18 protein-coding genes and 4 pseudogenes are annotated in these 26,200 nt (G+C 54.0%); 15 read left to right on the forward strand and 7 right to left on the reverse strand.

From position 1 onward, the window contains the following. Positions 1-8: 8 nt before the first annotated feature. Positions 9-2,783 (reverse strand): autotransporter outer membrane beta-barrel domain-containing protein, encoded by a 2,775-nt coding sequence (locus tag ABGB15_RS16735; protein ID WP_369064248.1) that lies wholly within the window; start codon positions 2,781-2,783, stop codon positions 9-11. 451 nt (positions 2,784-3,234) lie between these two features. Between ABGB15_RS16735 and hemB the strand changes: the two genes are divergently transcribed. Together hemB and ABGB15_RS16745 are read left to right on the forward strand one after the other, a co-directional pair. After that, positions 3,235-4,209 (forward strand): porphobilinogen synthase, encoded by a 975-nt coding sequence (gene hemB / locus ABGB15_RS16740; RefSeq protein WP_152083600.1) that lies wholly within the window; start codon positions 3,235-3,237, stop codon positions 4,207-4,209. Between the two features lie 118 nt (positions 4,210-4,327). Next, entirely contained in the window at positions 4,328-6,028 is a 1,701-nt protein-coding gene (locus tag ABGB15_RS16745) for a lysophospholipid acyltransferase family protein (RefSeq protein WP_215722714.1), read from the forward strand. Positions 6,029-6,107: 79 nt separating this feature from the next. Here ABGB15_RS16745 and tauD read toward each other — a convergent pair whose 3' ends face one another. The 4 genes from tauD to tauA are packed head-to-tail and all read right to left on the reverse strand — an operon-like array spanning position 6,108 to position 9,520. After that, positions 6,108-6,959 (reverse strand): taurine dioxygenase, encoded by an 852-nt coding sequence (gene tauD / locus ABGB15_RS16750; RefSeq protein ID WP_215722713.1) that lies wholly within the window; start codon positions 6,957-6,959, stop codon positions 6,108-6,110. Continuing rightward, positions 6,956-7,783: a taurine ABC transporter permease TauC gene (tauC, locus tag ABGB15_RS16755; protein WP_215722712.1), complete on the reverse strand. Its 828-nt coding sequence runs from the start codon at positions 7,781-7,783 to the stop codon at positions 6,956-6,958. Before tauC ends, tauD begins: the two co-directional genes overlap by 4 nt. After that, positions 7,780-8,547 carry a taurine ABC transporter ATP-binding subunit gene (gene tauB / locus ABGB15_RS16760; protein ID WP_215722711.1) on the reverse strand — a complete coding sequence of 256 codons (768 nt, stop codon included), beginning with the start codon at positions 8,545-8,547 and terminating at the stop codon, positions 7,780-7,782. Before tauB ends, tauC begins: the two co-directional genes overlap by 4 nt. 10 nt (positions 8,548-8,557) lie before the next feature. After that, positions 8,558-9,520, reverse strand: a complete 963-nt coding sequence (gene tauA, locus ABGB15_RS16765; protein ID WP_215722710.1) for a taurine ABC transporter substrate-binding protein — start codon at positions 9,518-9,520, stop codon at positions 8,558-8,560. Positions 9,521-9,947: 427 nt separating this feature from the next. On the opposite strand from tauA, the gene ABGB15_RS16770 reads away from it, so the two are divergent. The 8 genes from ABGB15_RS16770 to ABGB15_RS16805 all read left to right on the forward strand — a co-directional run bounded on the left by ABGB15_RS16770 (position 9,948) and on the right by ABGB15_RS16805 (position 20,103). Further along, positions 9,948-11,057 (forward strand): AI-2E family transporter, encoded by a 1,110-nt coding sequence (locus tag ABGB15_RS16770; protein WP_152083594.1) that lies wholly within the window; start codon positions 9,948-9,950, stop codon positions 11,055-11,057. Between the two features lie 113 nt (positions 11,058-11,170). Next, complete coding sequence (locus tag ABGB15_RS16775; RefSeq protein WP_215722709.1) at positions 11,171-12,955, forward strand: diguanylate cyclase; 1,785 nt, start codon at positions 11,171-11,173, stop codon at positions 12,953-12,955. Between the two features lie 432 nt (positions 12,956-13,387). Further along, a complete protein-coding gene (locus tag ABGB15_RS16780; protein WP_369064249.1) occupies positions 13,388-14,584 on the forward strand; it encodes a multidrug effflux MFS transporter in 1,197 nt (398 codons plus the stop codon). A gap of 179 nt (positions 14,585-14,763) precedes the next feature. After that, on the forward strand, positions 14,764-15,453 hold the full coding sequence (gene paoA, locus ABGB15_RS16785) for an aldehyde dehydrogenase iron-sulfur subunit PaoA (protein WP_152083591.1): 690 nt from the start codon (positions 14,764-14,766) through the stop codon (positions 15,451-15,453). Beyond that, positions 15,450-16,406: an aldehyde oxidoreductase FAD-binding subunit PaoB gene (gene paoB / locus ABGB15_RS16790; protein WP_313326779.1), complete on the forward strand. Its 957-nt coding sequence runs from the start codon at positions 15,450-15,452 to the stop codon at positions 16,404-16,406. Before paoA ends, paoB begins: the two co-directional genes overlap by 4 nt. Beyond that, positions 16,403-18,601, forward strand: coding sequence for an aldehyde oxidoreductase molybdenum-binding subunit PaoC (gene paoC / locus ABGB15_RS16795; protein ID WP_215722706.1), 2,199 nt, complete (start codon positions 16,403-16,405; stop codon positions 18,599-18,601). Before paoB ends, paoC begins: the two co-directional genes overlap by 4 nt. Before the next feature lie 9 nt (positions 18,602-18,610). Beyond that, positions 18,611-19,570, forward strand: a complete 960-nt coding sequence (locus ABGB15_RS16800) for an XdhC family protein (protein WP_215722705.1) — start codon at positions 18,611-18,613, stop codon at positions 19,568-19,570. Then, the gene (locus tag ABGB15_RS16805; RefSeq protein ID WP_215722704.1) at positions 19,549-20,103 is read left to right on the forward strand and encodes an NTP transferase domain-containing protein; all 555 of its coding nucleotides are present in this window, start codon (positions 19,549-19,551) and stop codon (positions 20,101-20,103) included. The genes ABGB15_RS16800 and ABGB15_RS16805 overlap by 22 nt, the downstream gene beginning before the upstream one ends. Positions 20,104-20,266: 163 nt before the next feature. On the opposite strand, the pseudogene ABGB15_RS16810 reads toward ABGB15_RS16805, so the two are convergent. Then, a pseudogene (locus ABGB15_RS16810) lies at positions 20,267-20,632 on the reverse strand (alpha/beta hydrolase); the annotation flags it as partial. On the opposite strand from ABGB15_RS16810, the pseudogene ABGB15_RS16815 reads away from it, so the two are divergent. The 5 genes and pseudogenes from ABGB15_RS16815 to ABGB15_RS16835 all read left to right on the forward strand — a co-directional run. Further along, positions 20,624-21,199 (forward strand): annotated as a pseudogene (locus ABGB15_RS16815) (carboxymuconolactone decarboxylase family protein); the annotation flags it as partial. The pseudogenes ABGB15_RS16810 and ABGB15_RS16815 overlap by 9 nt on opposite strands. Before the next feature lie 9 nt (positions 21,200-21,208). Then, complete coding sequence (locus ABGB15_RS16820) at positions 21,209-21,793, forward strand: flavodoxin (protein WP_215722703.1); 585 nt, start codon at positions 21,209-21,211, stop codon at positions 21,791-21,793. Positions 21,794-21,900: 107 nt separating this feature from the next. After that, positions 21,901-22,891: pseudogene (locus ABGB15_RS16825) on the forward strand (alpha/beta fold hydrolase). Between the two features lie 210 nt (positions 22,892-23,101). Continuing rightward, complete coding sequence (locus ABGB15_RS16830) at positions 23,102-24,871, forward strand: SIR2 family protein (RefSeq protein WP_313326776.1); 1,770 nt, start codon at positions 23,102-23,104, stop codon at positions 24,869-24,871. A 108-nt stretch (positions 24,872-24,979) separates the two neighbouring features. Beyond that, positions 24,980-25,186: pseudogene (locus tag ABGB15_RS16835) on the forward strand (transposase); the annotation flags it as partial. A gap of 51 nt (positions 25,187-25,237) precedes the next feature. Here the strand turns inward: ABGB15_RS16835 and ABGB15_RS16840 are convergent. Further along, a complete protein-coding gene (locus tag ABGB15_RS16840) occupies positions 25,238-26,116 on the reverse strand; it encodes a restriction endonuclease (protein WP_045341144.1) in 879 nt (292 codons plus the stop codon). Positions 26,117-26,200: the final 84 nt, after the last annotated feature.

The raw sequence follows: 26,200 nt of genomic DNA on the forward strand, positions 1-26,200 counted from the left end.
TTTATGCATTACCAGGTATATTTCACACCCAGATTGGCACCCCAGTTCTGGTCAACGTCACCGCCGCCCAGATAAGTGGCATCCGTATATGCACTGAAGTTTTTGGTGAAGCTAAACTGCGTTCCCAGCCCCACGCGCACCGCAGACCCTTCCACACCATTATCAATGCTGTCGCCGTTCACATCAGCATTGTTGTCGGCATCGTCATAGACATACGCCAGCTTGAAGTAAGGTGTCAGCGCCTGATCGCCACCGTAGTTGAAGGTGTAACCCGCATCGACACCAAGCTCATAACGCATGCTGTCGTATGACTGGCCATCGATACGCATGTCGTTGCTCAGTTGATAATCATCGCCAGACTGGAACAGACCAGACACCGCCGCGTAAGGCGTTACGTAGCCAGACAGGTTTGGTTTCCAGTCATAGCCCAGCTTCATGCCAAAGCCTACAGCGTCAGTTGTCGTGTTACCGTCAACATACTGGCCGTTGCTCATAGTGGCGGAGAGATCGTTGTTGAAGCGGCTGTAGCTCAGGGAGCTGTCGAGGAAAACGTCATTAGCGAATTTCGCCGATGCGTAGATCATCGCAGTCTGGCTATCCTGATCGACCTGACCCGTACGGTCGCTGATATCGCCTTTCGCAAAGCCTGCCGCACCACCGACAATCCATTTGGCATTATTGCCGTCAATCTGGGTATCCAGGCCAACCATAATGCCGCTAACATCCTGATCGTAGCTCACCACGCCATTATCTGCGTCGAAGTTACCACCGAAGTAGCTCACCCACGCGCCGCCATTATCTGCCAGGCCATGACGGCTGTTGGTCAGACGCGCACCGACGGAATCCTGCTGCAGATCCCAGATATTGGTGTTTGCAGAAGGAATACTCAGCGCCATGTTGGCATAATCAGTCAGGGATTTCTGCTGCAGAACAACGGTGTCGCCTTTCTGCTGCGCCTGGTAGGTATAGGCCCCTAAATCAGCTTTGTTTGCAGCGGTGAAGCTGGCTGCGGTATCCGCGTTATTATCATAAACGCGAATGATCTCTTTATTTTTGTAATCAGCAACGGAGCCTGCACCGGTCGCATCGTCGATGCGCACTTTGTAGTTACCCGCCACGTCACCATTTACCGCCAGATGACCGTCAGAGTTGAGCGCAACAACGCCATAGTCGTAGTCTGCTTTGCTCTTGTCGTTGGTGATATAGCGCGCGTTGTTCAGATCGCTGTTCAGCACGTAATCACGGCTGGCTACGTTCAACACGCCACCATCGGTCAGCACCATATTGTGCGTATCGACCTGACCCAAGCCCAGCGCCAGTTCTGCGCCGTTATCCACGGTGATGGTGTTGGCATACAGTTCTGCCGTCTCTTCCGTCAGTGCCGCACGGCTACCGCTGTCCAGGTACAGGCTGTCTGTCGCCACTGCGCCAGAGTCACCGATATTCAGCGACGATGCATTGGTCAGCGTGATGCTGTCCGCCAGCAGACCGGAGTTTTCTACGTTCACCTGCGACTGGTTGTTAACCGCCAGCGTGTCGATGTTGGACAGCTTGCGGGTATCCCATTCAGAACCGTTATCCAGCGTTACGTTGAACAGACCGCTCTGATAGACCTCTTCGCCCGCAACGTGGCCGTTGCTGTCGTAGGTGGAGTCAGGCCAGATACTGTTCGGAGAGAGTGTGTGCCAGTCTGTTTCGCTGTAACCTTCGCCGTACATCTGTGCAGAGCCGATGGCATCAACGCTGGACTGCGCTGCCCCCACCCACTTGCTGCCGTTGGTTAAGGTAACATCCAGCTTATCGGTGTCGTCCCAGCCGTTGGTGGTTGGGTTATACACGCCATCATCGGTGGTATCGGTTGCCGGGTCGCCATTCACGTAGAAGTTGTTATCGAAGGTGCTGGAGAAAAGAATGTCGCCGGTCACCGTGGAGTGGTCGAAGGTCGCGGTGGTCTGCATCGCGTTATCCGCGTCACTGGCTACAACGATCAGCGCTGCGTCATCTGCTCCGGTCGCGTTGGTTTCGCCGTAGTCGCTCGGTTTCGCCGTTTGACCATAGAATCCGCTGGTGCCCAGATCGCTGTACGCGCCGGAGGTCAGAACAGAGTCTTTCACCACCAGCGTGTCGGTAAAGACATTGCTGCTGTTGGCAATACCTTCAACGCTGTCGTACGGCGTGTTATCCAGTTCCTGATAACCCTGCAGCAGAGTAATACCGGCGACGTGGGAATTATTCTGGATAAGAATATCGGATTCCACATCAAGGGTAATCGCATTGCCCAGGGCATACGTATCCAGATAATGTGCTTCGGTATTATCCCCGTTCACCACGTCATAAGCATAGTGCTCATACGTGTCGTTGATGGTGGAGTTGTCTACTGTCAGGCTAAAACGATCGTACTGTGTATGCGCAGTGCCATCAGTATCCATGCCGTCTGCACAGGTTGTGGTCATGCACTCAGAGGTGATCATGCCATTAATGGTGCTGTTAGAAATGCTCAGCGCATTCGCCCGGCCATTGACACCATCATCCAGATAATACGTTGAAATAACACCATTCACCGTGGACTTATTAATCACCGGATAAATATCACCGTCATGGGTCGCATCCGAGTAATCCCAGTCGGCGTATCCATAATACCAGGGACTGGATGCAGTATTATCATATCCAAAGGTATTATATGTCGTACCAGAAATATCTTTCGCATTTGCCTGAGAAGCGATAGCCAGGGTGCAGGCTAATGCAAGTTGAGATACAACCAGTTTCTTTTTCCATGTTTGCATTGGGTCATCCCTCCTCAGGGACGTAAGCAAGTTTGTCCGTAAATCATTTGGCAATAATCTATTGCGAAGGGAATTATGCAGTTTCATTTGGAAAAGGTTCAATGAATGATTCCATTAAGTCCGAATCCATACAATTAACATGAAAAAATCATACAGGCATTATGCATCCAATATAAATATTATAAAAACAGAAAGTTAAAATTAGCCCGACGAATATTATAAACATAACAAAAATAAATAGATCATTATTATTTATATATCCACACCAATACAGTAATAATACAAATAGTTCATTCCCCCTTTAATCATCAAACCAGTGTGCAGTGTACAGGGAGTAAATGAAACGTAACCGTGCGTCATTTGGCAAAAACAAAAAGCCCACTTTCGTAAAACACCTCACCACACTTTCAGGTACACTAGTCCTCTTTGTTCCACAAATGTCAGGCATACCATGACCGATTTAATTGCTCGTCCCCGTCGCCTGCGCAAGTCACCAGCACTGCGCGCTATGTTTGAAGAGACAACACTGACCTTAAACGATCTGGTGTTGCCGATTTTTGTTGAAGAAGAGATCGATGACTACAAAGCCATTGATGCGATGCCGGGCGTGATGCGCATCCCGGAAAAACATCTGGCGCGTGAGATCGAACGTATTGCCAGTGCAGGCATCCGCTCGGTGATGACCTTCGGGATCTCTCACCACACTGATGCCACCGGCAGCGACGCCTGGAAAGAAGACGGTCTCGTCGCACGTATGTCACGCATTTGCAAAGAGACCGTGCCGGAAATGATTGTCATGTCCGACACCTGTTTCTGCGAGTACACCTCTCACGGCCACTGTGGTGTGCTGTGCGACCACGGCGTGGATAACGATGCTACCCTGTTGAATCTCGGCAAGCAGGCCGTTGTCGCCGCTGCTGCCGGTGCGGATTTCATCGCCCCATCTGCGGCGATGGACGGGCAGGTTCAGGCTATTCGCCAGGCGCTGGATGCCGCCGGTTTCACCGACACCGCCATCATGTCCTACTCCACCAAATTCGCCTCCTCTTTCTATGGTCCGTTCCGTGAAGCGGCTGGTACGGCGCTGAAGGGCGATCGCAAAACCTACCAGATGAACCCACTCAACCGCCGCGAAGCGATCCGTGAATCCCTGCTCGATGAAGCCCAGGGCGCGGATTGCCTGATGGTCAAACCGGCGGGCGCTTATCTGGACATCCTGCGTGATATCCGTGAACGCACCGAGCTGCCGCTGGGCGCATACCAGGTGAGCGGTGAGTACGCGATGATCAAATTCGCCGCACAGGCGGGCGCGATCGATGAAGAGAAAGTGATTCTGGAAAGCCTGGGCGCAATCAAACGCGCGGGCGCAGATCTGATCTTCAGCTACTTCGCGCTGGATCTGGCTGAGAAAAAAATTCTGCGTTGATCCTTCTGACCTCTCTCCCGCCGGGAGAGAGGTCGTCAGAGCAATAACTTCACCAAACTGCAATACAACCGACATCTCCCCCTTCTACTGTCTGGGCAAGACGGCAGGAGGAGTGACCATGTTTAGTCTCGACAGCGTTATCGATGACCTTTGGCCTCAGGCGAGGCCCGCGCCCTGGCAAAAAAGTCTGTTAAAAAGACTGCTCTACGAAGAAGAATTTCAACAATTTGCCGCAGCCCACCGCCACCTCAAAGGGCTGGATATGGTGGAGCAAGTTCTGGAACACCTTGATATTCTCTGCACCGTTTCCACCCGCGATCTCGAACAAATCCCTGAACATGGCCCCCTGGTCATCATTGCTAACCATCCGACAGGCACACTCGACGGGCTGGCACTGCTGTACGCGGTCTCCCGCGTGCGCCGTGATGTGAAAGTCGTGACCAACCGGATGCTGACTCACCTTGAACCGCTCAGCTCGCTGTTTATTCCGGTAGATAATATGGGCGGCAGGACTGCAAAAACCTCGCTGATGCAGATGGAGCAGCATCTGCAAAACGCGGGCGTGCTGATTTTCTTCCCGGCGGGAGAAGTGTCACGCCCGACGCGCAAAGGTATTCGCGATAAAAAATGGCATTCGGGCTTTATCAAACTGGCCAGTAAACTGCGCGCCCCGCTACTGCCGGTACATATTCAGGCGCACAATAGCCTGCTCTTCTATGCCAGCACGCTGGTGTCACCGACGTTATCGATGCTGCTGCTGATGCAACAGATGTTCCGCCGCCGCCATAGCCAGTTGCCGATCAAAATCGGCCAGCAGATCGCCTGGAATACCTGGTTTAATATCACCCTTTCGTCACGAGAGATGGCCGAACAGTGCCGTCAGCACGTGATGCGTCTTGGCAAGGGATTGCCTGGCGTCTTCAAAACCCAGTGCGCTATCGCCCGGCCGGAAGACCGAGCCGTACTGAAACGCGAGCTGGCGCAGGCTGAGTGTCTTGGCAAAACCAGCGACGGCAAAACTATCTACCTATGGCAACGCAACGGACAAGAAGACGCACCGGTGTTGCGCGAACTGGGGCGTCTGCGCGAGATTGCGTTTCGCGCCGTGGAAGAAGGAAGCGGTAAACGCCGGGATACCGACCGCTACGATGATGACTATCTGCACCTGATCCTGTGGGATGATGAGGATCTGGAGATCGTCGGCGCATATCGCTTTATGCCCACCGCCAGACAGGTGGAGCGTCGGGGTCTGGACGGGTTGTACAGCTATAGCCTCTTCCACTACGACGACAAAATGCAGGACGTGCTCGAACACGGCATTGAGCTGGGACGCAGCTTTATTCAGCCGCGATACTGGGGACGCCGTGGTCTGGACTATCTGTGGTCAGGCATTGGTGCGTATCTGGCGCGCTATCCCCACTACCGCTATCTGTTTGGCCCGGTCTCGATTTCCGGTGGCTTACCGCCTGCGGCGCGGGATCTGCTGGTGGCCTTTTACCGCCTGTGGTTCCCACCGGCTCATCCGCTGGCCGCCTCACGTCAGCCCTATCCGGCGTCGCTGCCGGACGCGCTGGCGCAATTTGGCGGCGCAGATTACGTCGATGACCTGACGAAGCTGAAATCCCTGCTCGGCAATCTGGGCTGCGGCATTCCACCGCTCTACAAGCAGTATTCCGAGCTGTGCGAGCCCGGCGGCGTGCAGTTTATTGATTTTGGCAGCGACCCGGCGTTCAACAACTGCGTCGACGGGCTGGTGCTGGTGGATCTGAGTTACCTGAAGGCGAACCGGTATCAGCGGTATATAGAAGCACACCTATAACCCCGTTGCCCGGTGGCGCTACGCTTACCGGGCCTACAATAAAACGCAGGACGGGTAAGGCAACGCCGCCACCCGGCAATCAAGGCGCACGATAAAACGGTTTATCCCCTAAAATCGTCGCCCGCTGCATAATACGTCGCTGCGGCAGATAGTCCGCATTCGCATAGTGTTGCGTCACGCGGTTATCCCAGATCGCCAGATCGTTCTCCTGCCAGCGCCAGCGCACCTGAAACTCCGGTTTGGTGATATGCGCGAACAGGAAACTTAACAGCGCATCGCTCTCTTTTTCCGTCACGTCCACAATGCGTGTGGTGAACCCTTCGTTCACGAACAGTGCCTGCTTGCCCGTCACCGGATGGGTACGCACCACCGGGTGCAGCAGCGGCGGATGCTTCGCGACCGCCTCCTGCCAGCGCAGGTGCTCTTCGTCGGTTTTACGGTACTTATACTCCTGGAACGATTTTTTAAAATCGTGCTCTGCCTGCAATCCACTCAGCAGGGTCCTGAACGGTGCTGACAACGCTTCATATGCCGCAATCCCGCTGGCCCACAGCGTATCGCCGCCGGTCTCCGGCAGCAGCTTCGCCGCCAGGATCGCCCCGGCGGGTGGCGTCTCAATAAAGGTCACATCGGTGTGCCAGTTGTCGTTGTCAGGCGGGTTATCGTTGTGGGTATCCAGCACGATAATCTCTTCCACCCCTTCCGCATGGGGATAGACAGGATGGATATGCAAATCACCAAAACGCAATGCCAGCGCACGCTGCTGCTGTGGGGTGATCGCCTGCTCACGCAGGAACACCACCTGATGACGCAGTACCGCATGGTACAACTGCTCAAACTGGTTATCACTCAGCGGACGGGTGACATCCAGGCCGGACACCTGCGCGCCAATATACGGCCCCAGCGGGGTAATGGTCAGACGTTCACTCATTGTATCTCTCCATGCCAGGGCGTCAGACGGCGCTGTAACGCACGCAACCCCAGTTCTAATCCAAAGGCGATCACGGCAATTACCGCGATCCCTGCCAGCACTACGTCAGTCGCCAGAAACTCCCCGGCCGACTGCACCATAAACCCTAATCCACGCGTAGCCGCGATAAGCTCCGCCGCCACCAGCGTTGACCAGCCCACGCCAAGACCGATGCGCAGTCCGGTTAAAATTTCAGGCAGCGCGCCCGGTAAAATCACGAACAGCAGCACCTGCGTGCGGCTGGCTCCGAGCGACTGAGCCGCCCGTATCCGCACCTGCTGAGCACTCTTCACGCCAGCCAGGGCAGACATAGCCACTGGCGCGAAAATCGCCAGATAAATCAGCAAGATTTTGGACGTTTCGCCAATGCCAAACCAGATAACCATCAACGGCAGATACGCCAGTGGCGGCACCGGGCGGTAAAGCTCAATCAGCGGGTCGAGAATGCCGCGCACCGTCGGGCTTAAGCCCATGGCGATCCCGACCGGAATGCCGATAGCCACCGCCGCCAGCAGCGCCACCAGAATGCGCGCCAGGCTTGCGCCTAAATGCTGCCAGAGGGTGGCATCCATAAAGCCCTGCGGCCCGGCAATGGCGATCAGTTTTGCCAGTACCTGTCCCGGCGGCGGCAGGAACAGCGGGCTAATCCACTGCTGGGCGGCAACCGCCCACCACACCGCGAGTAACACCAGTAGCGTACCGAGGCTCAGGGTGATCTGCCGTGAGAACGGCCAGCGTAAGGCGAAACGCGTGCGGCGCGTTTTTTCGCTGAAAACGATGCTCATGAGAAGGCCTCCCGTTGCTCAAACACGCGGCTTAACACGTATTCACGCTGTTCAATAAACAGCGGATCGGATTTGATGCTGCGCACCGGCTCACCCGCGACATATCGGCGGGCAAAGTCAAGCGGCAAGCGCTCCAGCACGCGGCCTGGCCCTGGTGATAACAGCACCAGTTCGGTCGCCATAAACACCGCTTCTTCGATATCGTGGGTGATCAAGAGCACCTGCTTGCCGGTTTCATGCCACAGACGCAGAAGCAGGGTTTGCATCTGCTCGCGGGTAAAGGCATCAAGTGCACCGAACGGTTCATCCAACAGCAACAGTTGCGGGTTTGCCGCCAGCGCACGGGCAATGCCGACGCGCTGGCGCTGGCCGCCGGACAGTTGCCAGATAAAGCGTTTTTCAGCGCCCTCCAGCCCTACCTTTTTGAGCATTTCCCGTGCGGTAGCCAGACGCTGTTCACGGCTCACACCGGCCAGTTGCAGGCCAAACGCCACATTTTCCTGCACATTACGCCACGGCAGCAGCCCTTCGTTCTGAAAGACCACGCCGCGCTCTGCGCCGGGGCCTGCCACTTTTTTACCTTCCAGTTGGATGGTGCCGTGCTGATAAGGTACAAACCCGGCGATCAGATTCAGCAGCGTGGTTTTTCCGCAGCCGGAAGGCCCCAGCACGACCAGCAGCTCGCCGCTGTCCAGCGTCAGGTTGATATCCTCCAGCGCCGGTTTGCCGCCGTAATCTGCGGACAGATTTGTAATATTCAGCATCGCAGGCTCCTTATTTCACAAAGCGATCGGTCACGTACTGGCTGTAATCTGCCGCCACCGCCGGTACTTTGCCCTGCTCTTTCAGGAACGTGGCGGTATCGACAATCGCTTTGTTTACCGGCCCGCTCAGCTGCTGAACCTGCTGCGCTGGCGTCAGGTAGGTGTTGCCTTTCACCAGCCCCGGCACATCCGCTTGTGGGACACCGCTCAGGCGGGATAATTTTTCCAGATTCGCGGGCTGTTTCAGCCACTCATCCGGGTTGCTGATATACGGCTGCTGGGCGTCGATGGCGCTTTTAGCGAAGGCTTTCACTATCTCAGGATGCTTCCCGGCGAAGTCTTTGCGCACCACCCACACATCAAGGGTCGGCGCACCCCACTGTCCCACTTTTTCGGAGTCGGTCAGCACAGTGCCATCTTTTTCCAGTTCGTTCACGGCAGGTGCCCAGACGTAGGCCCCGTCAATGTCGCCGCGCTGCCAGGCAGCGATAATCGCCGGAGGCTGCAGGTTAATAATCTGCACCTGTCCAGGATTAATGCCCCAGTGTTTGAGCGCCGCCAGCAGGCTGTAATGGGTGGTGGAGATGAACGGTACGGCGATGCGCTTGCCGATCAAATCCTCCGGTTTAGTGATGTTTTTCTTCACCACCAGCGCTTCGGAATTACCAAGCTGAGAAGCCAGCAGGAAGACTTCAATCGGCACCTGCTGGCTGGCGGCTACGGCCAGCGGGCTGGAGCCGAGGTTGCCTATCTGCACGTCGCCAGACGCTAACGCCCGCACAATGGCGGCCCCGCTGTCGAATTTACGCCAGTCGACGTTCGCACCGCTCTCTTTAGCAAAGGTATTATCCGCCTGCGCCACTTTCGCTGGCTCCGCAGAGGTTTGATACGCGACGGTGACATCCACCGCCTGTGCCTGAAATGCCCACAGCGCCAGTGCGCCGAGTAGTGTAAAACGCGATGAAACGGCCATAGTGTCTGCTCCCCTTGTTGTTATGGGGGCAGTATTTCCGGCGCAGGGATTTTGATAAAGGAATAAAAAAGAATCGCTAATTCCGAATCGTTTTTAGATAAAAAACGGGAAAAGATAGTTAAAAATGACATGTGAGGGATAGCCGGATACCACAAACGAGGGCTTTTCAAGGAGACTCGATAACCAGGCGCAACCGGGCGCGGCGGGCGCTGAGTCTGGGATGGGATGTGTGGATCACATAGAGAATCGGACGCCAGGCCATATACACCTCCACAAGCAGATACTTACAGCATGGCGCGAACGGCAGACACTTTCGGTCAGTCGAAAGTGGTAATCGTCACTGATGGGCAATCCTGCCCCCTGCCGTTGGTAATTTTCGTAAACAGTTCTATAGTCGACACTGTTTCTACGTTACCAGGACTCACTAATGCGATTTAACGGACTGACTAAAGGTTTCTTCATTTTCATTCTCGCCCTTGTTACCTGGGCTTTCTTTGATGTGCTGTCACCCTACTTCTCTGCGATCCTGTGGGCTGCCATCCTGACCGTTATCTTCAACCCGGTAAAAAATAAACTGCGTGCGGCACTGGGAGATCGCAACGGGCTGGCGTCGATCCTGACGATCGGCATTATCTGCCTGATCGTATTTATCCCGTTGATGGTCATCCTTTCGTCACTCGCGATTGAACTGAACGTGGTGTACACCAAGCTACAGCAGAACAACACGCAGTTCCCGGAGGTTGTGGCGAGCATTTTTAACCGACTGCCGGACTGGGCGAGCGGATTCCTGGCCGATCACAACCTCACCAACGCCGCGCAAATCCAGAAGAAACTGTCTGACGTGGCGCTGCAGGGTGGACAATATCTGGCGGGCAGCGCGTTCCTGATCGGCAAAGGGACGTTTGGCTTTGCTATTAGCTTCGGCATTATGCTCTATCTGCTGTTCTTCCTGCTCAAAGACGGGCCTTATCTGGTGCGCCAGATCCTGGATTCGCTCCCGCTGACGGATTTCATGAAACAGCACCTGTTCGCCAAATTTGTCGGTGTGTCACGCGCAACGGTTAAAGGCACGGCTGTAGTGGCAGTGGTTCAGGGGACACTCGGCGGCATCGCCTTTGCGATTGTGGGCATTGACGGCAGCGTGCTGTGGGGCGCGCTGATGGCGTTCCTTTCTCTGGTGCCTGCCGTGGGTTCGGCCATTGTCTGGGTCCCTGCCGCGATCTTCCTGTTCGCCACTCACCAGCTGTGGCAGGGTCTGTTTATTGTGGGCTTCTTCGTGATTATCGTCGGGCTGGTGGACAACATTCTGCGTCCGCTGCTGGTGGGCAAAGACACCAAAATGCCGGACTACCTGATCCTGATCACCACCCTTGGCGGCATGGAGCTATACGGCATTAATGGCTTTGTAATAGGTCCGTTGATTGCGGCGCTGTTTATTGCCTGCTGGAACTTGTTCTCCGGCCGCGATCACGAAGGTAACGCCGAAGAGCTGGACGCAGACTTTATCGAAGAGGGGAAAAACCCGCCGGAGTTATAGCGATAATTCTCACACCAGGCGGCCCCGTGCCGCCTTTTTTTTCGCCATAAATCAAACGTTTTCTATAATCTGAAAGAACGCCATTCCACGCTTGTCGTAAAAGGAACCCACTGGTGCGAATCGCCACAATAACAAACTGGGCCTACGGTGCCACGGTGTGCCTGACTATCGCCTCCGGCATCGTTATGCTGATGGCGTCCAATGCCGACAATGTGGAGCGTCAGGCCGTTAAACAGCGGCAGCAGTTTGATCAGCTCACAGAAGATATTGAGACTGATGCCTGGATGCTCTCAGATTTAGCGCGCCTGTTCGTTATCAACAAAACGCCCGATGTGCTGGCAGAATATCGACAAAAAGAGGGTACGCTGAAGAACATTGAACACCGGCTGGAGCAGCTTAAAGACAATGGCGCATCCGGCGAGGAACTGGCACTGCTCCACGACGGATTAAAGATCATTGATGAACTGCAGGACGAGCAGCAGGCGGCGCTCTCCGGCATGGCGCGAGGTGAAGAACAACAGGCCGTTGCCCTGCTTTATGGCCCAGGCTATGAACAGGAACTGGAGCGCGCGCAGAAACAGATCGACCATTTTCGCCAGCTCCTCGACAAGCGCACCATAGCCGACGTACATGCTGCGACCAAAACATCGAAAGCACTGCGATCCGCGTCTGAAGTGATGGTCTGCCTGACGGCGCTGCTGTTCTTGTTTGTGATGGGCTTTATTCTCAAACGCCGTGTGTTGCATCCGGTTGTCCGGCTGAGTGATGTTGTGCATCGGCTGGCCTCGCAGGATTACGCCGTCGAACCGCCGAATTTCAACCAGATTGATGAGATTGGCGACATGGCGCAGGCCATACGCATCTTTCGGGAGAACGGACTGGCGCGGCAGCGGCTGGAAAAAGAGCGCGATACCGACTGGGCTATCCGCGAACTGCTGGCGCGCATGACTCAGCGTCTGCAGGGATGCGAAAACGTCGCCGACGTGATTAACGTCGCGGAACTGTTTGCCCCCAATATTGCGCCGGGTGTTTCCGGGCGCTTATATATTCTCGATCGCGATGCGTGGGAGATGCGCTGTGCGGCCGAATGGCTGTCGCCTGAGGGTGAAAAAACGGTCTTCCACCCGGATGAATGCTGGGCCATTCGCCGTGGACAAAGCCATCCGCCAGTGAATGGCAAACCAGACATCGGTTGTTATCATCTGCCTGAATCGCAAACGCATCGGTCATTGTGCGTCCCCTTGATCGCTCAGGGCGAAGCAATCGGCCTGCTCTCGTTCCTGAACATCACACCGGAAACCGCGCCATCCCGCGCCTATCTGGAACTGCTGGCTGAAGCACTCGGCCTGGCGCTGGCCAACCAGCGGCTACGCGATGCGCTGCTGGAAAAAGCGTTGTTCGACCCACTGACCGGCTTACGTAATCGTCATCATCTGGAAGACACGCTGCGCACGCAAATGGCCCAGGCGATGCGCAACGACGAGCCGGTGAGCTGTCTGATGATCGACATCGATCACTTCAAGAGCATTAACGATCGCTTTGGTCACGAGGCGGGCGATCGGGTAATCAAAAGTGTGGCGGCGATTATTCAACGCGCCGTACATGATAATGGCCTTGCCTTTCGCTATGGCGGAGAAGAGTTTCTGGCACTGCTGACCGGTGCGGATGAAGTGGCGGCGCATGCCTGCGCAACGGAGATTTACAACGGCGTGCATGAACTTTCACTGCGCTATGGCATTTCTGAAATTGGCCCGGTGGATGTGTCGATTGGTATCGCCAGCTATCCGCAACACTCACAGAGCGACAACCTGTTACGGGCGGCAGACGTTGCGCTCTACCGGGCGAAAGAGCTGGGCCGTTCAAGGATTGTGAGTTTTGGAATGCTGGAAGCGGGTTAACGGTTATTTTGCTCGCGCGGTTGACAAGGTGGTGTCAGAGGCAAATAACTCTGGCTGGACTCAACGCAGGTTGCCAATGTCATTACTCACAATAAAGAGCATCTCGCACAACTGAAAAGATACTCAATCCAGGCCACTGAGTACGGCCGCGGATTAATGGTGAAATCTCGCAGTTACAATGCATGTTGAATAACGTAGAGTTAAAAGGTATGCGTTTGAACTTAGCGCTGAAATCTCTTTTTCATCAGGACATAAGAGTTGTGTGATAAGCATTGCATGCTCTGTGAAGATGGCTTAATTCACTTTACGAGCCCCTTTTGAATTGACTTATATTAATGAATACCATTCATAGTCCCTATCCTCCCGCCTGTAATTATCAGAGAGCACAAACCCGTTAACATACCCCTATCAATTCATGTCCAACGGATCACCATGCTTAATCAACAGGCACATACGCAGACAGTTACAGCTAAAAAAACCGGCTTATCGATTCTACTCATTCTCAGCGCCCTGATGGCTGTAACCTCTTTATCAACCGATATCTATCTGCCCGCCATGCCCGTGATGGCCAACGATTTGCAGGGTGATGCAGAGCTGACAATCACAGGTTTTCTTATCGGTTTTTGCATTGCACAACTGATTTGGGGACCGATTAGCGATCGTTATGGGCGTCGTCTGCCGCTGTTTATCGGTTTAGGTCTGTTCATCATCGGCTCGGTGGGCTGCGCGTTATCAACTGATATCGTACACATTGTCTTCTGGCGTGTTTTTCAGGCCTTAGGTGCCTGTACCGGCCCGATGCTGGCAAGGGCAATGATCCGCGACCTCTTTAGCCGCACTCGTGCAGCACAAATGCTTTCGACACTGATGATCATCATGGCCATCGCGCCGATTGCCGGGCCCCTGATTGGTGGGCAGATGATTAAAGTCACCTCGTGGCATGCCATTTTCTGGCTGCTGGCGATTATCGGAACTTTAATGCTGATGTCTTTATTCAGGTTACCGGAGACATTACCTGCGGAAAAACGCTCACAATCCTCCGTAACCAGAGCCTTTCACAACTACTGTGCCTTGCTAACCAACGCCAGATACATGCGTTTTACGCTATGCCTGACGTTTTATTATGTCGCAGCCTACGCCTTTATCACGGGCTCTCCGTTTGTGTACATCACCTACTTCGGCGTTGATCCGCAGCACTATGGTTGGCTGTTTGCAGTAAATATTGTGGGATTAATGGCTGTAAGTATGGTCAACAGACGCCTGGTTCACTGCTATCCACTGGAAGCGTTGCTCAGGAATGCCGTATTCATCGCCGCTATTGCAGCAATAGTGCTGGCGGTCACCACCGGCCTGGGTGTAGGTGGAATTACCGTGATTGTCGGCGCTGTGTTCGTGTTCTTCTCCATGAATGGCATCATCGCGGCGATATCCACAGCTTGCGCACTTGACGCAGTTCCTGATGTTGCAGGCTCTGCGTCGGCGCTAATGGGCGCGTTACAATACGGCAGTGGCATCATCTCTTCACTTCTTCTCGCTCTGTTCAGTGACGGTACACCATGGACAATGAGCTGGATAATCGCGCTATTCACGCTCGCCAGCGCAGTAATTGCGCTCACAACTAAAGCATAAACTAGCTCCCATCATCACTAACATCCCGGCGAATATGAATTTATTAGCCGGGCTCATAGCTGCATTCGCGTTTTAAGAATAATCCTCCTGCTCTCGCCAACTATGCTTAACATTTAAAAAAGCAACAGCACTCTCGCAATGCACTCTTATTTTCCCCTTTCGAATACCGGAGGCCTGGCATGAGCAACCAAGGCGAATACCCCGAGGATAATCGGGCTGGCAATCACGAACCGCACGATTTGAGCCTGACGCGTCGCGATCTGATTAAAGTGAGCGCTGCAACAGCGGCGACAGCCGTCGTTTATCCGCATTCTACATTTGCGGCAGGCCCCCCTGCTGCCACCCCCGCCCCTGAAATCATGCCCCTGACACTCAAGGTGAACGGTAAAAGCGAACAACTTGAGGTGGATACCCGAACCACGCTGCTGGACGCGCTGCGGGAGAACCTGCATCTGACCGGTACTAAAAAAGGCTGCGATCACGGGCAATGTGGTGCCTGTACCGTGCTGGTTAACGGTCGCAGGCTTAACGCCTGTCTTACGCTTGCCGTCATGCATCAGGGGGCGGAGATCACCACCATTGAAGGTCTGGGTTCGCCTGATAATCTTCACCCCATGCAGGCAGCCTTTATCAAGCATGATGGCTTCCAGTGCGGCTACTGTACCTCCGGGCAAATCTGCTCCTCACTTGCGGTATTGAAAGAGATTGAGGAGGGTATTCCCAGTCACGTCACGGTCGATTTGGTTTCACCTCCTAAAAGAACCGCCGATGAGATCCGTGAACGCATGAGCGGCAACATCTGTCGCTGTGGCGCATATGCCAACATCCTTGCCGCCATCGAAGACGCTGCGGGGGAGATAAAATCATGAAGGCGTTTACCTATGAACGAGTGAATACTCCGGCCGAGGCAGCGCTCAGCGCTCAGCAGGTTCCAGGCGCAAAGTTTATCGCCGGTGGCACCAACCTGCTGGACCTGATGAAGTTAGAAATTGAAACCCCTACACACCTTATTGACGTGAACGGGCTCGGACTGGACAAGATTGAAGCGACCGACGCGGGTGGCCTGCGCATTGGCGCGCTGGTGCGAAACACCGATCTGGCCGCCCACGAACGCGTGCGCCGCGATTATGCTGTACTCTCCCGCGCCCTGCTCGCTGGCGCGTCTGGCCAGTTACGTAATCAGGCAACCACTGCCGGTAATCTGCTTCAGCGTACGCGCTGCCCCTACTTTTACGATACCAATCAGCCGTGCAATAAACGCCTGCCCGGCAGCGGCTGCGCGGCGCTTGAAGGCTTTAGCCGGCAGCATGCGGTAGTAGGTACAAGCGAAGCCTGCATTGCCACTCATCCAAGTGATATGGCGGTTGCGATGCGGTTGCTGGATGCGATGGTGGAAACCATCACGCCGGAGGGAAAGTCGCGCAGTATTACGCTTGCTGATTTTTATCGGCCGCCGGAGAAAACGCCACACATTGAAACCGCCCTTCTGCCCGGTGAGCTTATCGTTGCGGTGACGTTACCTCCGCCGCTCGGCGGGAAACATATCTACCGCAAGGTGCGCGATCGCGCCTCTTATGCCTTTGCTCTGGTTTCGGTCGCGGCGATCATCCAGCCAGACGGCAGCGGGCGCATAGCGCTGGGCGGAGTAGCGCATAAGCCCTGGCGCGTTGAGGCTGCGGACGCTCAAATGCACCAGGGAACGCAGGCCGTGTATGACACGCTTTTCGCCAGCGCCCATCCCACCGCTGAAAACACCTTCAAACTCCTGCTGGCGAAGCGAACGCTTGCCTCCGTACTGACAGAAGCGAGGGCTCAGGCATGAAATTTGATAAACCTGCAGGGGAAAACCCGATCGATCAGTTGAAGGTCATCGGGCGTCCCCATGACCGCATCGATGGTGCGTTGAAAACGACCGGTACGGCACGCTACGCCTACGAATGGCATGAGGAAGCGCCCAACGCAGCCTATGGCTATACCGTCGGCTCTGCCATTGCCAAAGGACGGCTCACCGCCCTTGATACGGAAGCCGCGCAGAAAGCACCGGGCGTGCTGGCAGTGATCACCGCGAATAACGCCGGGGCACTTGGAAAAGGCGACAAAAACACCGCCAGCCTGTTAGGCGGCCCCACGATTGAGCACTACCATCAGGCCATTGCGCTGGTGGTGGCAGAGACCTTCGAACAGGCGCGGGCGGCGGCCTCGCTGGTACAGACGCACTATCGCCGCGAGAGAGGGTCTTACTCACTTGCGGATGAGAAACCGTCTGTCAGTCAGCCGCCGGAAGATACGCCCGACAAAAACGTCGGTGATTTCGACGGCGCGTTTTCCTCTGCAGCGGTGAAAATTGATGCCACCTACACCACCCCCGATCAGAGTCATATGGCGATGGAGCCGCACGCCTCGATGGCCATCTGGGAGGGCAATAAGGTCACGGTGTGGACCTCAAACCAGATGATTGACTGGTGCCGCACCGATCTGGCGAAAACGCTAAAAGTGCCCGTGGAGAATGTGCGTGTTATCTCCCCGTACATCGGCGGAGGGTTTGGCGGCAAGCTGTTCCTGAGAAGCGATGCACTGCTGGCGGCCCTCGCCGCCCGTGCGGTAAAACGCCCGGTGAAAGTGATGCTCCCCCGCCCCACTATTCCCAATAACACCACGCACCGCCCCGCCACCCTTCAGCACCTGCGTATCGGTGCCGACCAGAGCGGGAAAATCACCGCTATCTCACATGAAAGCTGGTCCGGAAACCTCCCCGGCGGCACGCCGGAAACGGCGGTGCAGCAAAGCGAATTCCTTTACGCCGGGGCAAATCGTCATACCGGCCTGCGGCTCGCCACGCTCGATTTGCCGGAAGGGAACGCCATGCGTGCGCCCGGCGAAGCCCCCGGACTGATGGCGCTTGAAATCGCGATAGATGAGCTGGCGGAAAAAGCAGGCATTGATCCCGTCGAGTTTCGCATCCTGAATGACACTCAGGTTGATCCCGCTAATCCGACACGCCGCTTCTCGCGCCGTCAGCTCATCGAGTGCTTACGTACCGGAGCGGATAAATTTGGCTGGAAGCAGCGCAATGCCACACCCGGACAGGTGCGCGATGGTGAGTGGTTGGTCGGCGTCGGCGTCGCGGCGGGCTTTCGTAATAATCTGCTCGAAAAATCCGGCGCGCGAGTTCACCTTGAGCAAAACGGTACCGTTACCGTGGAAACAGACATGACCGACATTGGTACCGGCAGCTACACCATTCTCGCCCAGACAGCGGCGGAAATGCTTGGCATACCGCTGGAGCAGGTTGCGGTTCACCTCGGCGATTCCCGTTTCCCGGTTTCTGCGGGTTCTGGCGGACAATGGGGCGCGAATACCTCCACCTCCGGCGTTTACGCCGCCTGTGTGAAACTTCGCGAGATGATTGCCTCGGCAGTCGGGTTTGATCCTGAGCAGTCGCAGTTTGCCGACGGCAAGATTACCAGCGGTACCCGCAGCGCTACGCTACGTGAGGCCACCTCTGGCGGCAGGTTGACGGCGGAAGAGAGCATTGAGTTCGACACACTCAGCAAGGAGTACCAGCAGTCGACCTTTGCCGGGCATTTTGTGGAGGTCGGCGTGCATAGCGCGACGGGAGAAGTTCGGGTCCGGCGTATGCTCGCCGTGTGTGCTGCAGGACGCATCCTGAATCCGAAAACCGCCCGCAGTCAGGTCATTGGCGCAATGACTATGGGAATAGGCGCAGCACTGATGGAGGAGCTGGCCGTGGATACCCGTTTGGGTTACTTCGTTAATCATGATATGGCGGGGTATGAGGTGCCGGTCCATGCGGATATTCCACAACAGGAGGTGATTTTCCTGGATGATACCGACCCCATCTCCTCCCCGATGAAGGCCAAAGGTGTCGGTGAGCTGGGCCTGTGCGGCGTGGGCGCGGCTATCGCCAATGCGGTTTACAACGCCACCGGTGTCCGGGTACGGGATTACCCCATCACCCTGGATAAGCTGCTCGATAAGCTGCCGGATGTGGTTTAAGGAGGGACAATGTCCTGTTCGCTTTTTGACACCGATGACAAGCGCTGGCATAAGCCGGAGCAGGCGTTTCTTACCGATGACCGCCGGGCCATTCTGCGTTTCGCGTTGGAGGCGCTGATGTCCGGTAAAGCGGCGGTGCTGGTGACGCTGGTTGAGATACGCGGCGGCGCGGCGCGACCGCTCGGGGCGCAAATGGTGGTGCGGGAAGATGGCCGCTACTGCGGTTTCGTCTCCGGGGGTTGCGTGGAGGCCGCCACCGCTTTTGAAGCCCTCGAGGTGATGGAATCCGGTCGCGATCGCGAAATTCGCTATGGCGAGGGTTCACCGTGGTTCGACATTGTTCTGCCCTGTGGTGGCGGGATCACGCTGGCGCTCCATAAGCTGCGATCACCACGGCCCCTTCTTGCCGTGCTGAACCGCCTGGAACAAAGAAAACCGGCGGGCCTGCGCTACGATCCCCAGGCACAATCGCTTGAGTGCCTGCCCGCGCAAACCCGAACGGGTTGGCATCTCAATGGCTTTGAGGTTGGGTTCAGACCTTGCGTAAGGCTGATAATTTACGGGCGCTCTCTTGAAGCACAGGCGACCGCCAGCCTTGCGGCGGCAACAGGCTATGATAGCCATATCTTCGACCTTTTTCCGGCCTCAGCCAGCGCGCAGATAGATGCCGACACGGCGGTCATTTTGCTGTGCCATGATCTCACCCGAGAGCTGCCAGTGCTGCAGGCTGCGCGCGAGGCGAAACCCTTTTATCTCGGCGCGCTGGGCAGCTATCGAACCCACACTTTACGTCTGCAAAAGCTCCACGAGCTGGGGTGGTGCAAGGAGGAAACAGAGCGGATCAGCGCGCCTATCGGGATATTCCCCAAAGCCCGTGATGCCCATACTCTGGCACTCTCCGTACTGGCTGAGGTCGCCTCTGTACGTCTCCATCAGGAGGAGGCGTCATGCCTGCCCCCGTCGTCCTGATCCTCGCTGCCGGGCGTGGGGAGCGCTTTCTCAGCTCCGGAGGCTGTACACATAAACTCGCCGCGCTGCTCAACGGCAAGTCGGTTCTGGAGCATGTGATACAGGCTGTCGAAACCGCGAATTTAAGATGGTATCTGGTTTGCCCTGAAGGCGGAACTTGCGGCATGGGCAAGTCTATTTCTCTTGGCGTTCACGCCACACTTCAGGCCCCAGGATGGCTAATTCTGCCAGCCGACCTTCCCTTAATTCAGCCCTCATCATTGCAACGCGTCGCCGCAGAGCTCGAAGAATCTTCAATAGTCGTGCCTCACTACCAGAATTATTCGGGCCATCCGGTAGGATTCCGGCAGGAACACCGTGCTGAATTACTCGCCCTTTCTGGTGATACGGGAGCAAAAGAAATCGTGAGACGCGCGCGACAACGGGAAGAGGCTAAAGATATTTTCCTGTCGGATTACGGTATTACTCACGATATCGATACCCTGGCAGATCTACAGGCAGCGCAAAGGTTAATAGACCTGTCGCGAGATTAATGTCCGACCCATCCCTCCTTTAGTCGGATTGGAAGATCCTGAGCGGGCCTATGAATTTCATTCATAAAGCCTATCCATTCAGACCGGGTTATCTTCTCCTCACCATCCGTTATTCTCAACATGTTGGCCAGCGTTCAGCGCTGGCCAACATGGCTGCGGAAGTTTAAATATTCTTATCGAAGAAGACGTCTAACTTTTGCAAAGCCTTATCAACGTATTCAGGCACCCAATACGTCTCGATATGAGTAGCGCCATCGATCAGGAAGAGTTCTTTGTCCTTCGTACCGGTGGCTTTCGCAAACGCATCTTCAGTCATATAGAGCGTATCCGCTTTTGTACCGGCAATCATCAGCAGCGGTTTATTGATGAGATTGATATGGTTCGTTACGTCAAAGCTCATCAAATCCAGAAGACTGCTGGTGGTGTATTTAAACGTGGAGTTCGGGTGGGCGTGGGTTTTCCAGTAGTACTCGTAGCCCTGGCGATACAAGGCAAAAGGTAATTTAGCAATCTGTTCATCAGTCAGATGAATAAGCTGAATGCAGCCCTGAATCAGGGTCTTGACGCAGGACTCACGATAAACGAAACCAAAGAGATTCTCGTCCAGCTTTATGCCTACACAGGCTTCCCTCGTAGCCTGAATGCACTTAGCGAACTGATGAAGGTCGTCGAAGCACGTAAACAACGTGGCATCGAAGACGTTGAGGGTAAAGAACCGGTCGCCACCATCCCCGTCGGGGATGAACTTCGCCGTGTCGGTACCGCAAACCAGACAAAAATCTCAGGCGCTCCCGTCCTGGGCCCGCTGTTTGATTTTGCCCCGGTCATTAACCAATTCCTGCAAACGCATCTGTTCGGCGACATTTTCGCCCGCGATAACCTTGACTGGCAAAGCCGCGAGCTGGCAACGGTTGGTGCATTAGCTGCCACGCCGGGTGTTGAACCACAACTGCTATCACATACGCGAGCCAGCATGCGAGTCGGCCTGACGGCAGCGCAGCTACGCCAACTGGCACAGGTTCTGCGTGAACATGGCGAAAGTGATGCAGCAACGCGAGCTGAAAAGGCGCTGCAGCAGGCGCTCGCAAACAATTAGGAGTGGATTATGGAGCATGATCCCAATCGCAGAATGTTAATTACCGCACTTGCCGGGCTCACCCTGGCGAACGTTTCTTTGACATCAGCTGCGACCGGAACCGCAAACGTACAGGGTAAAAGCCGTGTTCTGGTTGCGTACTTTTCCCGCAGCGGAAATACACGAGTCATTGCGGGCGTCATTCACCGCAGCCTGAATACCGATCTGTTTGAAATCGAACCGGCTACGCCTTATCCGGAAGACTATTTTCAGACCGTTGAACAGGCGAAAAATGAGCGTGAGCGAGGCGTAAAACCGGCATTAAAAAATAGCGTTGCAGATATCTCACGCTACGAGACCGTGTATTTAGGCTTTCCGATCTGGGGGACCAGCGTGCCGCCTGTAGTGCGAGCATTTCTCAGCAGCCACAACCTTGCGGGCAAATTACTGATCCCCTTCATGACTCACGGTGGCTACGGTAAAGGAGACAGCGACGACATCCTTACCCGTCTCGCCCCAACTGCGCGTCGGGAAAAACCGCTCGTCATTGAATGCGACCAGGAGCGAAGAACCACTGAAACGGTCACCAGTTGGTTAGAGACAATGCGCAGTTAATCGTCCGCATTCATGAGTCTGCCAAATAAAGGCAATCAGGGGTGTTAAATAATTAACACTAACAACTCAGATATGATTGAACGGCAAACATAACAGAGAATGTAATCTTGAAGACAATCTTAAAAACGCTGGTTATCTGCGTAATGGCGGGTGGCCTGGTGGCTCAGTCGGTCTATGCCGAGCCGCTGATCATTCAGGAACAGGGAAGTTTTTCTGCTGGTGGCACCATCATCACCGCACCAGGAACATTTGACGCGAAAAAGCCGCTGGATTCTGCTGGCCAAACTTATCATGGCGATCATGCCTCTGTGTTCTACCAAACCCCGGAGAATCCGATAAATACCCTATCGTGATGCTGCACGGCGCGGGTTCTCAACTTATCTTGTCGATCTGCCACGCCGGGGCAGCGCCGGGCGCACGACGGTAGAAGGTACTGTTACGCCTGAACCGGATGAACAAATGTGGTTCAACCAGTTCCGCGTTGGCGTATGGCCAGAGTATTTTAAGGGCGTTCAGTTTTCTCACGACAAAGAAGCGTTGAACCAGTTTTTCCGTCAAATGACCCCAAATACCGGGCCGTTTGATATCAATGTCATCTCTGATGCGATGTCCGCCGTCATGGATAAATCCGGCCCGGCTATCCTCGTCACCCACTCTCAGGGTGGTGGACCAGGCTGGTACACGGCGATGAAAAATGACAAGGTCAAAGCCATTGTCGCCTTCGAGCCAGGAAGCAGCTTTGTCTTCCCGGAAAAAGAACTCCCTGCTCCTATGCCAGGCGCATTTGACACGCTGAAGGGTGAGCCTGTGCCAATGGCGCAGTTTATGGCTCTGACCAAAATCCCGATTCTGATTATTTACGGCGATAACATACCGGATAAGCACGTCGCCATGCCCGCGCAGGACAGCTGGCGCGCACGTCTGGCGATGGCTCGCGAGTGGCGTGATGTGGTGAACAAGCATGGCGGGGATATGACGGTGACGCATCTGCCAGAAGTGGGAATCAAAGGGAATACCCACTTCCCGTTCTCTGATTTAAATAATGTGCAGATTGCTGATTTGGTGAGTAAATTCCTGAAGGAGAAAAATCTACTATAGATGCCGTGGCCTGAGTGGATACCAGCAATATGGAAAGAACCAGGCAAGCAGGTTTCATCATTCACTCCTGTAAGGAAAAAGCACAGGGTGAGCCGGGAAAAGTGGAAAAGTGGAAAAGCAGCAAACAAACAGAAATGAGGATTTGAAAGTTAGGTTAAAAAATGTAACGTAATGATTGTTATAAATCTAGCCTATCGGAGAGTAACCACAATGACGCTCTTAAGCACCGATCCACTCACCCAGCTCGCTTTCTCCGTTCACGAAAATAAAGGGGTTTTTGCTGTTCTTTTAGGTTCTGGGTTATCCCGAACGGCACAAATACCCACGGGCTGGGAAATCACTCTCGATCTCATCAAACGCATTGCCGCCGCGCAGGACGTTGAAGAACAAACGGACTGGGCGCAATGGTACCGTGACAAAACAGGTAACGAACCCGACTACTCAAAACTATTAGAAGACCTGACGATTTCGCCTGCTGAACGCCGCTCTATTTTGCACAACTACATTGAGCCGAATGAAGAAGAAAAAGAAGAGGGTAAAAAATTACCCACGCCAGCACATCAGGCCATTGCCAGGCTTGTTCGCTCAGGCCATATTCGGGTCATCCTCACAACCAACTTTGACCGATTAATGGAAAATGCGCTGCGGGAACAGGGGGTTGAACCAACCGTGATTTCCTCCGTGGATTCTCTTTCAGGCGCAGAACCCTTGACACATTCTCAATGTTATTTGTTCAAGCTGCATGGCGACTACAAAGATGCAAGGATTCTCAACACCGATAATGAACTGGCAAGCTATCCCGTTGAATACAACCAGTTGCTTGACCGAATCATTGATGAACACGGCCTAATCATTTGCGGCTGGTCTGGTGAGTGGGATCATGCTTTGCGTGCAGCAATACTGCGGGCGCCCAACAAAAGATATCCCATGTTCTGGGCAGCAAAAAATCCGCCGAGCACAAACGCCCAGGATCTTATCTCCCATCGGCAGGCAAAAATTATGGAAATCACCGGTGCCGATGATTTCTTCAACACACTTCAGCAACGAGTAACCATTCTTGAACAAAGCCGAAAACAAAACCCATTAAGCGTCGAACTGTTAACCAACAGTACAAAAAAATATCTGGCTAAAGCAGAATTTCGCATTCAACTTGATGAGCTCTTTTCAGGTGAGTTTGAGCGTTTATTAGAAGCAATGAATTCAGACACACTCTCCCCTAACGGCCGATGGAGTCCTGAAGAGTTCAGTCAACGGGTATCAACTTATGAATCGATAACAGAGCCATTAGGTCGTATGGCCGGAATACTGGGTCGTTGGGGAGAGGATAAACATAAAGAATTAATATTTGATATCATTAATAACATCATCAGCCATTCCAAAAACCACAACGGTGGGCTGAGTGCATGGATAAATCTGCGCACTTACCCGGCAGTGATGATTATGACAGCGTATGCGCTTGGCTTAATCCGTTCTCGCCGATGGGGCACATTACACGAGCTGTTTTTGAAAAAAATAGTGATCCCCCATCACGAACCGTGCAGCATCATTACGCTTTTATTTTTATGGTCGTGGGAAGGCGGTGGTGATATCTGGAAGCAATTGGATGGGCTAGACAGAAGAAAAACAGCGTTAAGCGATCATCTTTTGACGATTATGGATGAATGGAAATCCAGCTTCATCGGAACAACCGCCAACTTCGAACTCTCTTACGACCGATATGAAACGTTAGCATCACTGGCATACTTTGAGGAACAACTGTCAACATATCCGGATAAAACCCAAATTGACATACAATACTTCCGTATGCCTGTTGGCCGGGTTGGCTGGAATAGTTCTTCCTACCGCATACTCACCCAGGAATTGAAAGATACAAACATCCTTGATGATTTGTTAACGCATGGTTTTGCCAACAATAGCGAAGAAGACCTGGCTCTGTTTTTACGATGTTTCGAAAGCATCGCAGGACGCATGAGCTGGTAAAGTGAGCAGAGGAAGAGATGCGGATTGCATCTCTTCTTGAGACTGTAATTAAAATTTTGTAATTGCCTGATTTTGATATGTTCAATCCAGTAACGGAGACAGGAAATTATGGACGAAAAGAAACTCAAAGCCCTTGCGGCTGAACTGGCTAAAGGCCTTAAAACCGAAGCCGATCTCAATGCTTTTTCCCGCATGTTGACGAAGCTTACCGTCGAAACGGCGCTTAATACGGAGCTGACTGACCACCTCGGGCATGAGAAAAATGCGCCCAAAACAGGCTCAAACACTCGCAATGGCTACTCGTCAAAAACGGTGTTATGCGACATTACTAACAACAACGGGGAGCAGTAACCGCTTCCCAACCCGTTATTTCAGCGTGCCGTACTGTTTGTTCTTCAGTGCATATAGTCGGTCGAACTCAGCATAGGGCTCTCCCGTTTCAGCGGCGTGCCTGGTTTTAGCATCCAGAAGGTCGGGCAAAGGGATTCCATGACTCAGTGAGTGGTAAAGATCATAACCACTGACACAGATAACGCGCTTCCCTTTACCAAAAGCCGTCAGGCCTTCAGGCGTAAACCCCATCCAACTGATAAAAACGCCGCGTGTCCAGGTTGCCTTGGTACTGAGCTTTCCTTCAAATACATGGAGATCGGCAGCCGACGTTCTTTTCTGATGCCACTTTGCCTCCATCAGGTAAAATTCATCATTCAGTCGGAAACTTCCGTCAATCTGTTCGCCTGTATTTCGGAAAGACGAACGGGGAGCAAGCTTAAAGATACTGAACAGTTCAGCAAGCCAGGCTTCAAACCGAAAACCACGTGGATGTGGCGGCAGAGATTTCATCTCGTTCATTTCAGCGATAAGTGAAGGCCAGTCAACACCATGCCATGCCTGGACAGGCTTTACGCCTTTGGCTTCATCGGTGTCAGCGTTTTCTAAGCGGGAAATCAGTGCGTAATAGTCATTACGGCTTTGTTCAGCCTGTTCAGGCATGGATTCTGTTTTATACTGCCAGAGAGCGCCAAGAACCCGCAGAGCGGTCTCACGATCAGCCTGTTTCAGCAAGCATCTAACTCGTTTGGCTTTTGACGTCCCCTCTTCCTGATAACGTTCATCATCAATATCAATGTTCAGTTCTTCATCAAAAAAAGCAGACAAGGTGCGGTTAGAGAAATCCAGTATCCAACCAGGATCGCTCTCAAACACGAGATTAAACAGCCTCAAATCCTGCATTTTCAGTTTCACGCCTACCTCCTTTTTTTCACAGTATAACGGGATGAAAGTGGAGGAGGAAATGAGTCAGCCCCTGTACACCAGCATTAATGTGTT

The sequence above is a fragment of the Enterobacter sp. MALB-1 genome, from assembly GCF_041021625.1.
Taxonomy (GTDB): Bacteria; Pseudomonadota; Gammaproteobacteria; order Enterobacterales; family Enterobacteriaceae; genus Enterobacter; species Enterobacter oligotrophicus.

Coding starts and splice junctions, on each gene's coding strand:
- ABGB15_RS16735 (WP_369064248.1), bottom strand. CDS start 2,783: ATGCAAACATGGAAAAAGAAACTGGTTGTATCTCAACTTGCATTAGCC.
- hemB (WP_152083600.1), top strand. CDS start 3,235: ATGACCGATTTAATTGCTCGTCCCCGTCGCCTGCGCAAGTCACCAGCA.
- ABGB15_RS16745 (WP_215722714.1), top strand. CDS start 4,328: ATGTTTAGTCTCGACAGCGTTATCGATGACCTTTGGCCTCAGGCGAGG.
- tauD (WP_215722713.1), bottom strand. CDS start 6,959: ATGAGTGAACGTCTGACCATTACCCCGCTGGGGCCGTATATTGGCGCG.
- tauC (WP_215722712.1), bottom strand. CDS start 7,783: ATGAGCATCGTTTTCAGCGAAAAAACGCGCCGCACGCGTTTCGCCTTA.
- tauB (WP_215722711.1), bottom strand. CDS start 8,547: ATGCTGAATATTACAAATCTGTCCGCAGATTACGGCGGCAAACCGGCG.
- tauA (WP_215722710.1), bottom strand. CDS start 9,520: ATGGCCGTTTCATCGCGTTTTACACTACTCGGCGCACTGGCGCTGTGG.
- ABGB15_RS16770 (WP_152083594.1), top strand. CDS start 9,948: ATGCGATTTAACGGACTGACTAAAGGTTTCTTCATTTTCATTCTCGCC.
- ABGB15_RS16780 (WP_369064249.1), top strand. CDS start 13,388: ATGCTTAATCAACAGGCACATACGCAGACAGTTACAGCTAAAAAAACC.
- paoA (WP_152083591.1), top strand. CDS start 14,764: ATGAGCAACCAAGGCGAATACCCCGAGGATAATCGGGCTGGCAATCAC.
- paoB (WP_313326779.1), top strand. CDS start 15,450: ATGAAGGCGTTTACCTATGAACGAGTGAATACTCCGGCCGAGGCAGCG.
- paoC (WP_215722706.1), top strand. CDS start 16,403: ATGAAATTTGATAAACCTGCAGGGGAAAACCCGATCGATCAGTTGAAG.
- ABGB15_RS16800 (WP_215722705.1), top strand. CDS start 18,611: ATGTCCTGTTCGCTTTTTGACACCGATGACAAGCGCTGGCATAAGCCG.
- ABGB15_RS16805 (WP_215722704.1), top strand. CDS start 19,549: ATGCCTGCCCCCGTCGTCCTGATCCTCGCTGCCGGGCGTGGGGAGCGC.
- ABGB15_RS16820 (WP_215722703.1), top strand. CDS start 21,209: ATGGAGCATGATCCCAATCGCAGAATGTTAATTACCGCACTTGCCGGG.
- ABGB15_RS16830 (WP_313326776.1), top strand. CDS start 23,102: ATGACGCTCTTAAGCACCGATCCACTCACCCAGCTCGCTTTCTCCGTT.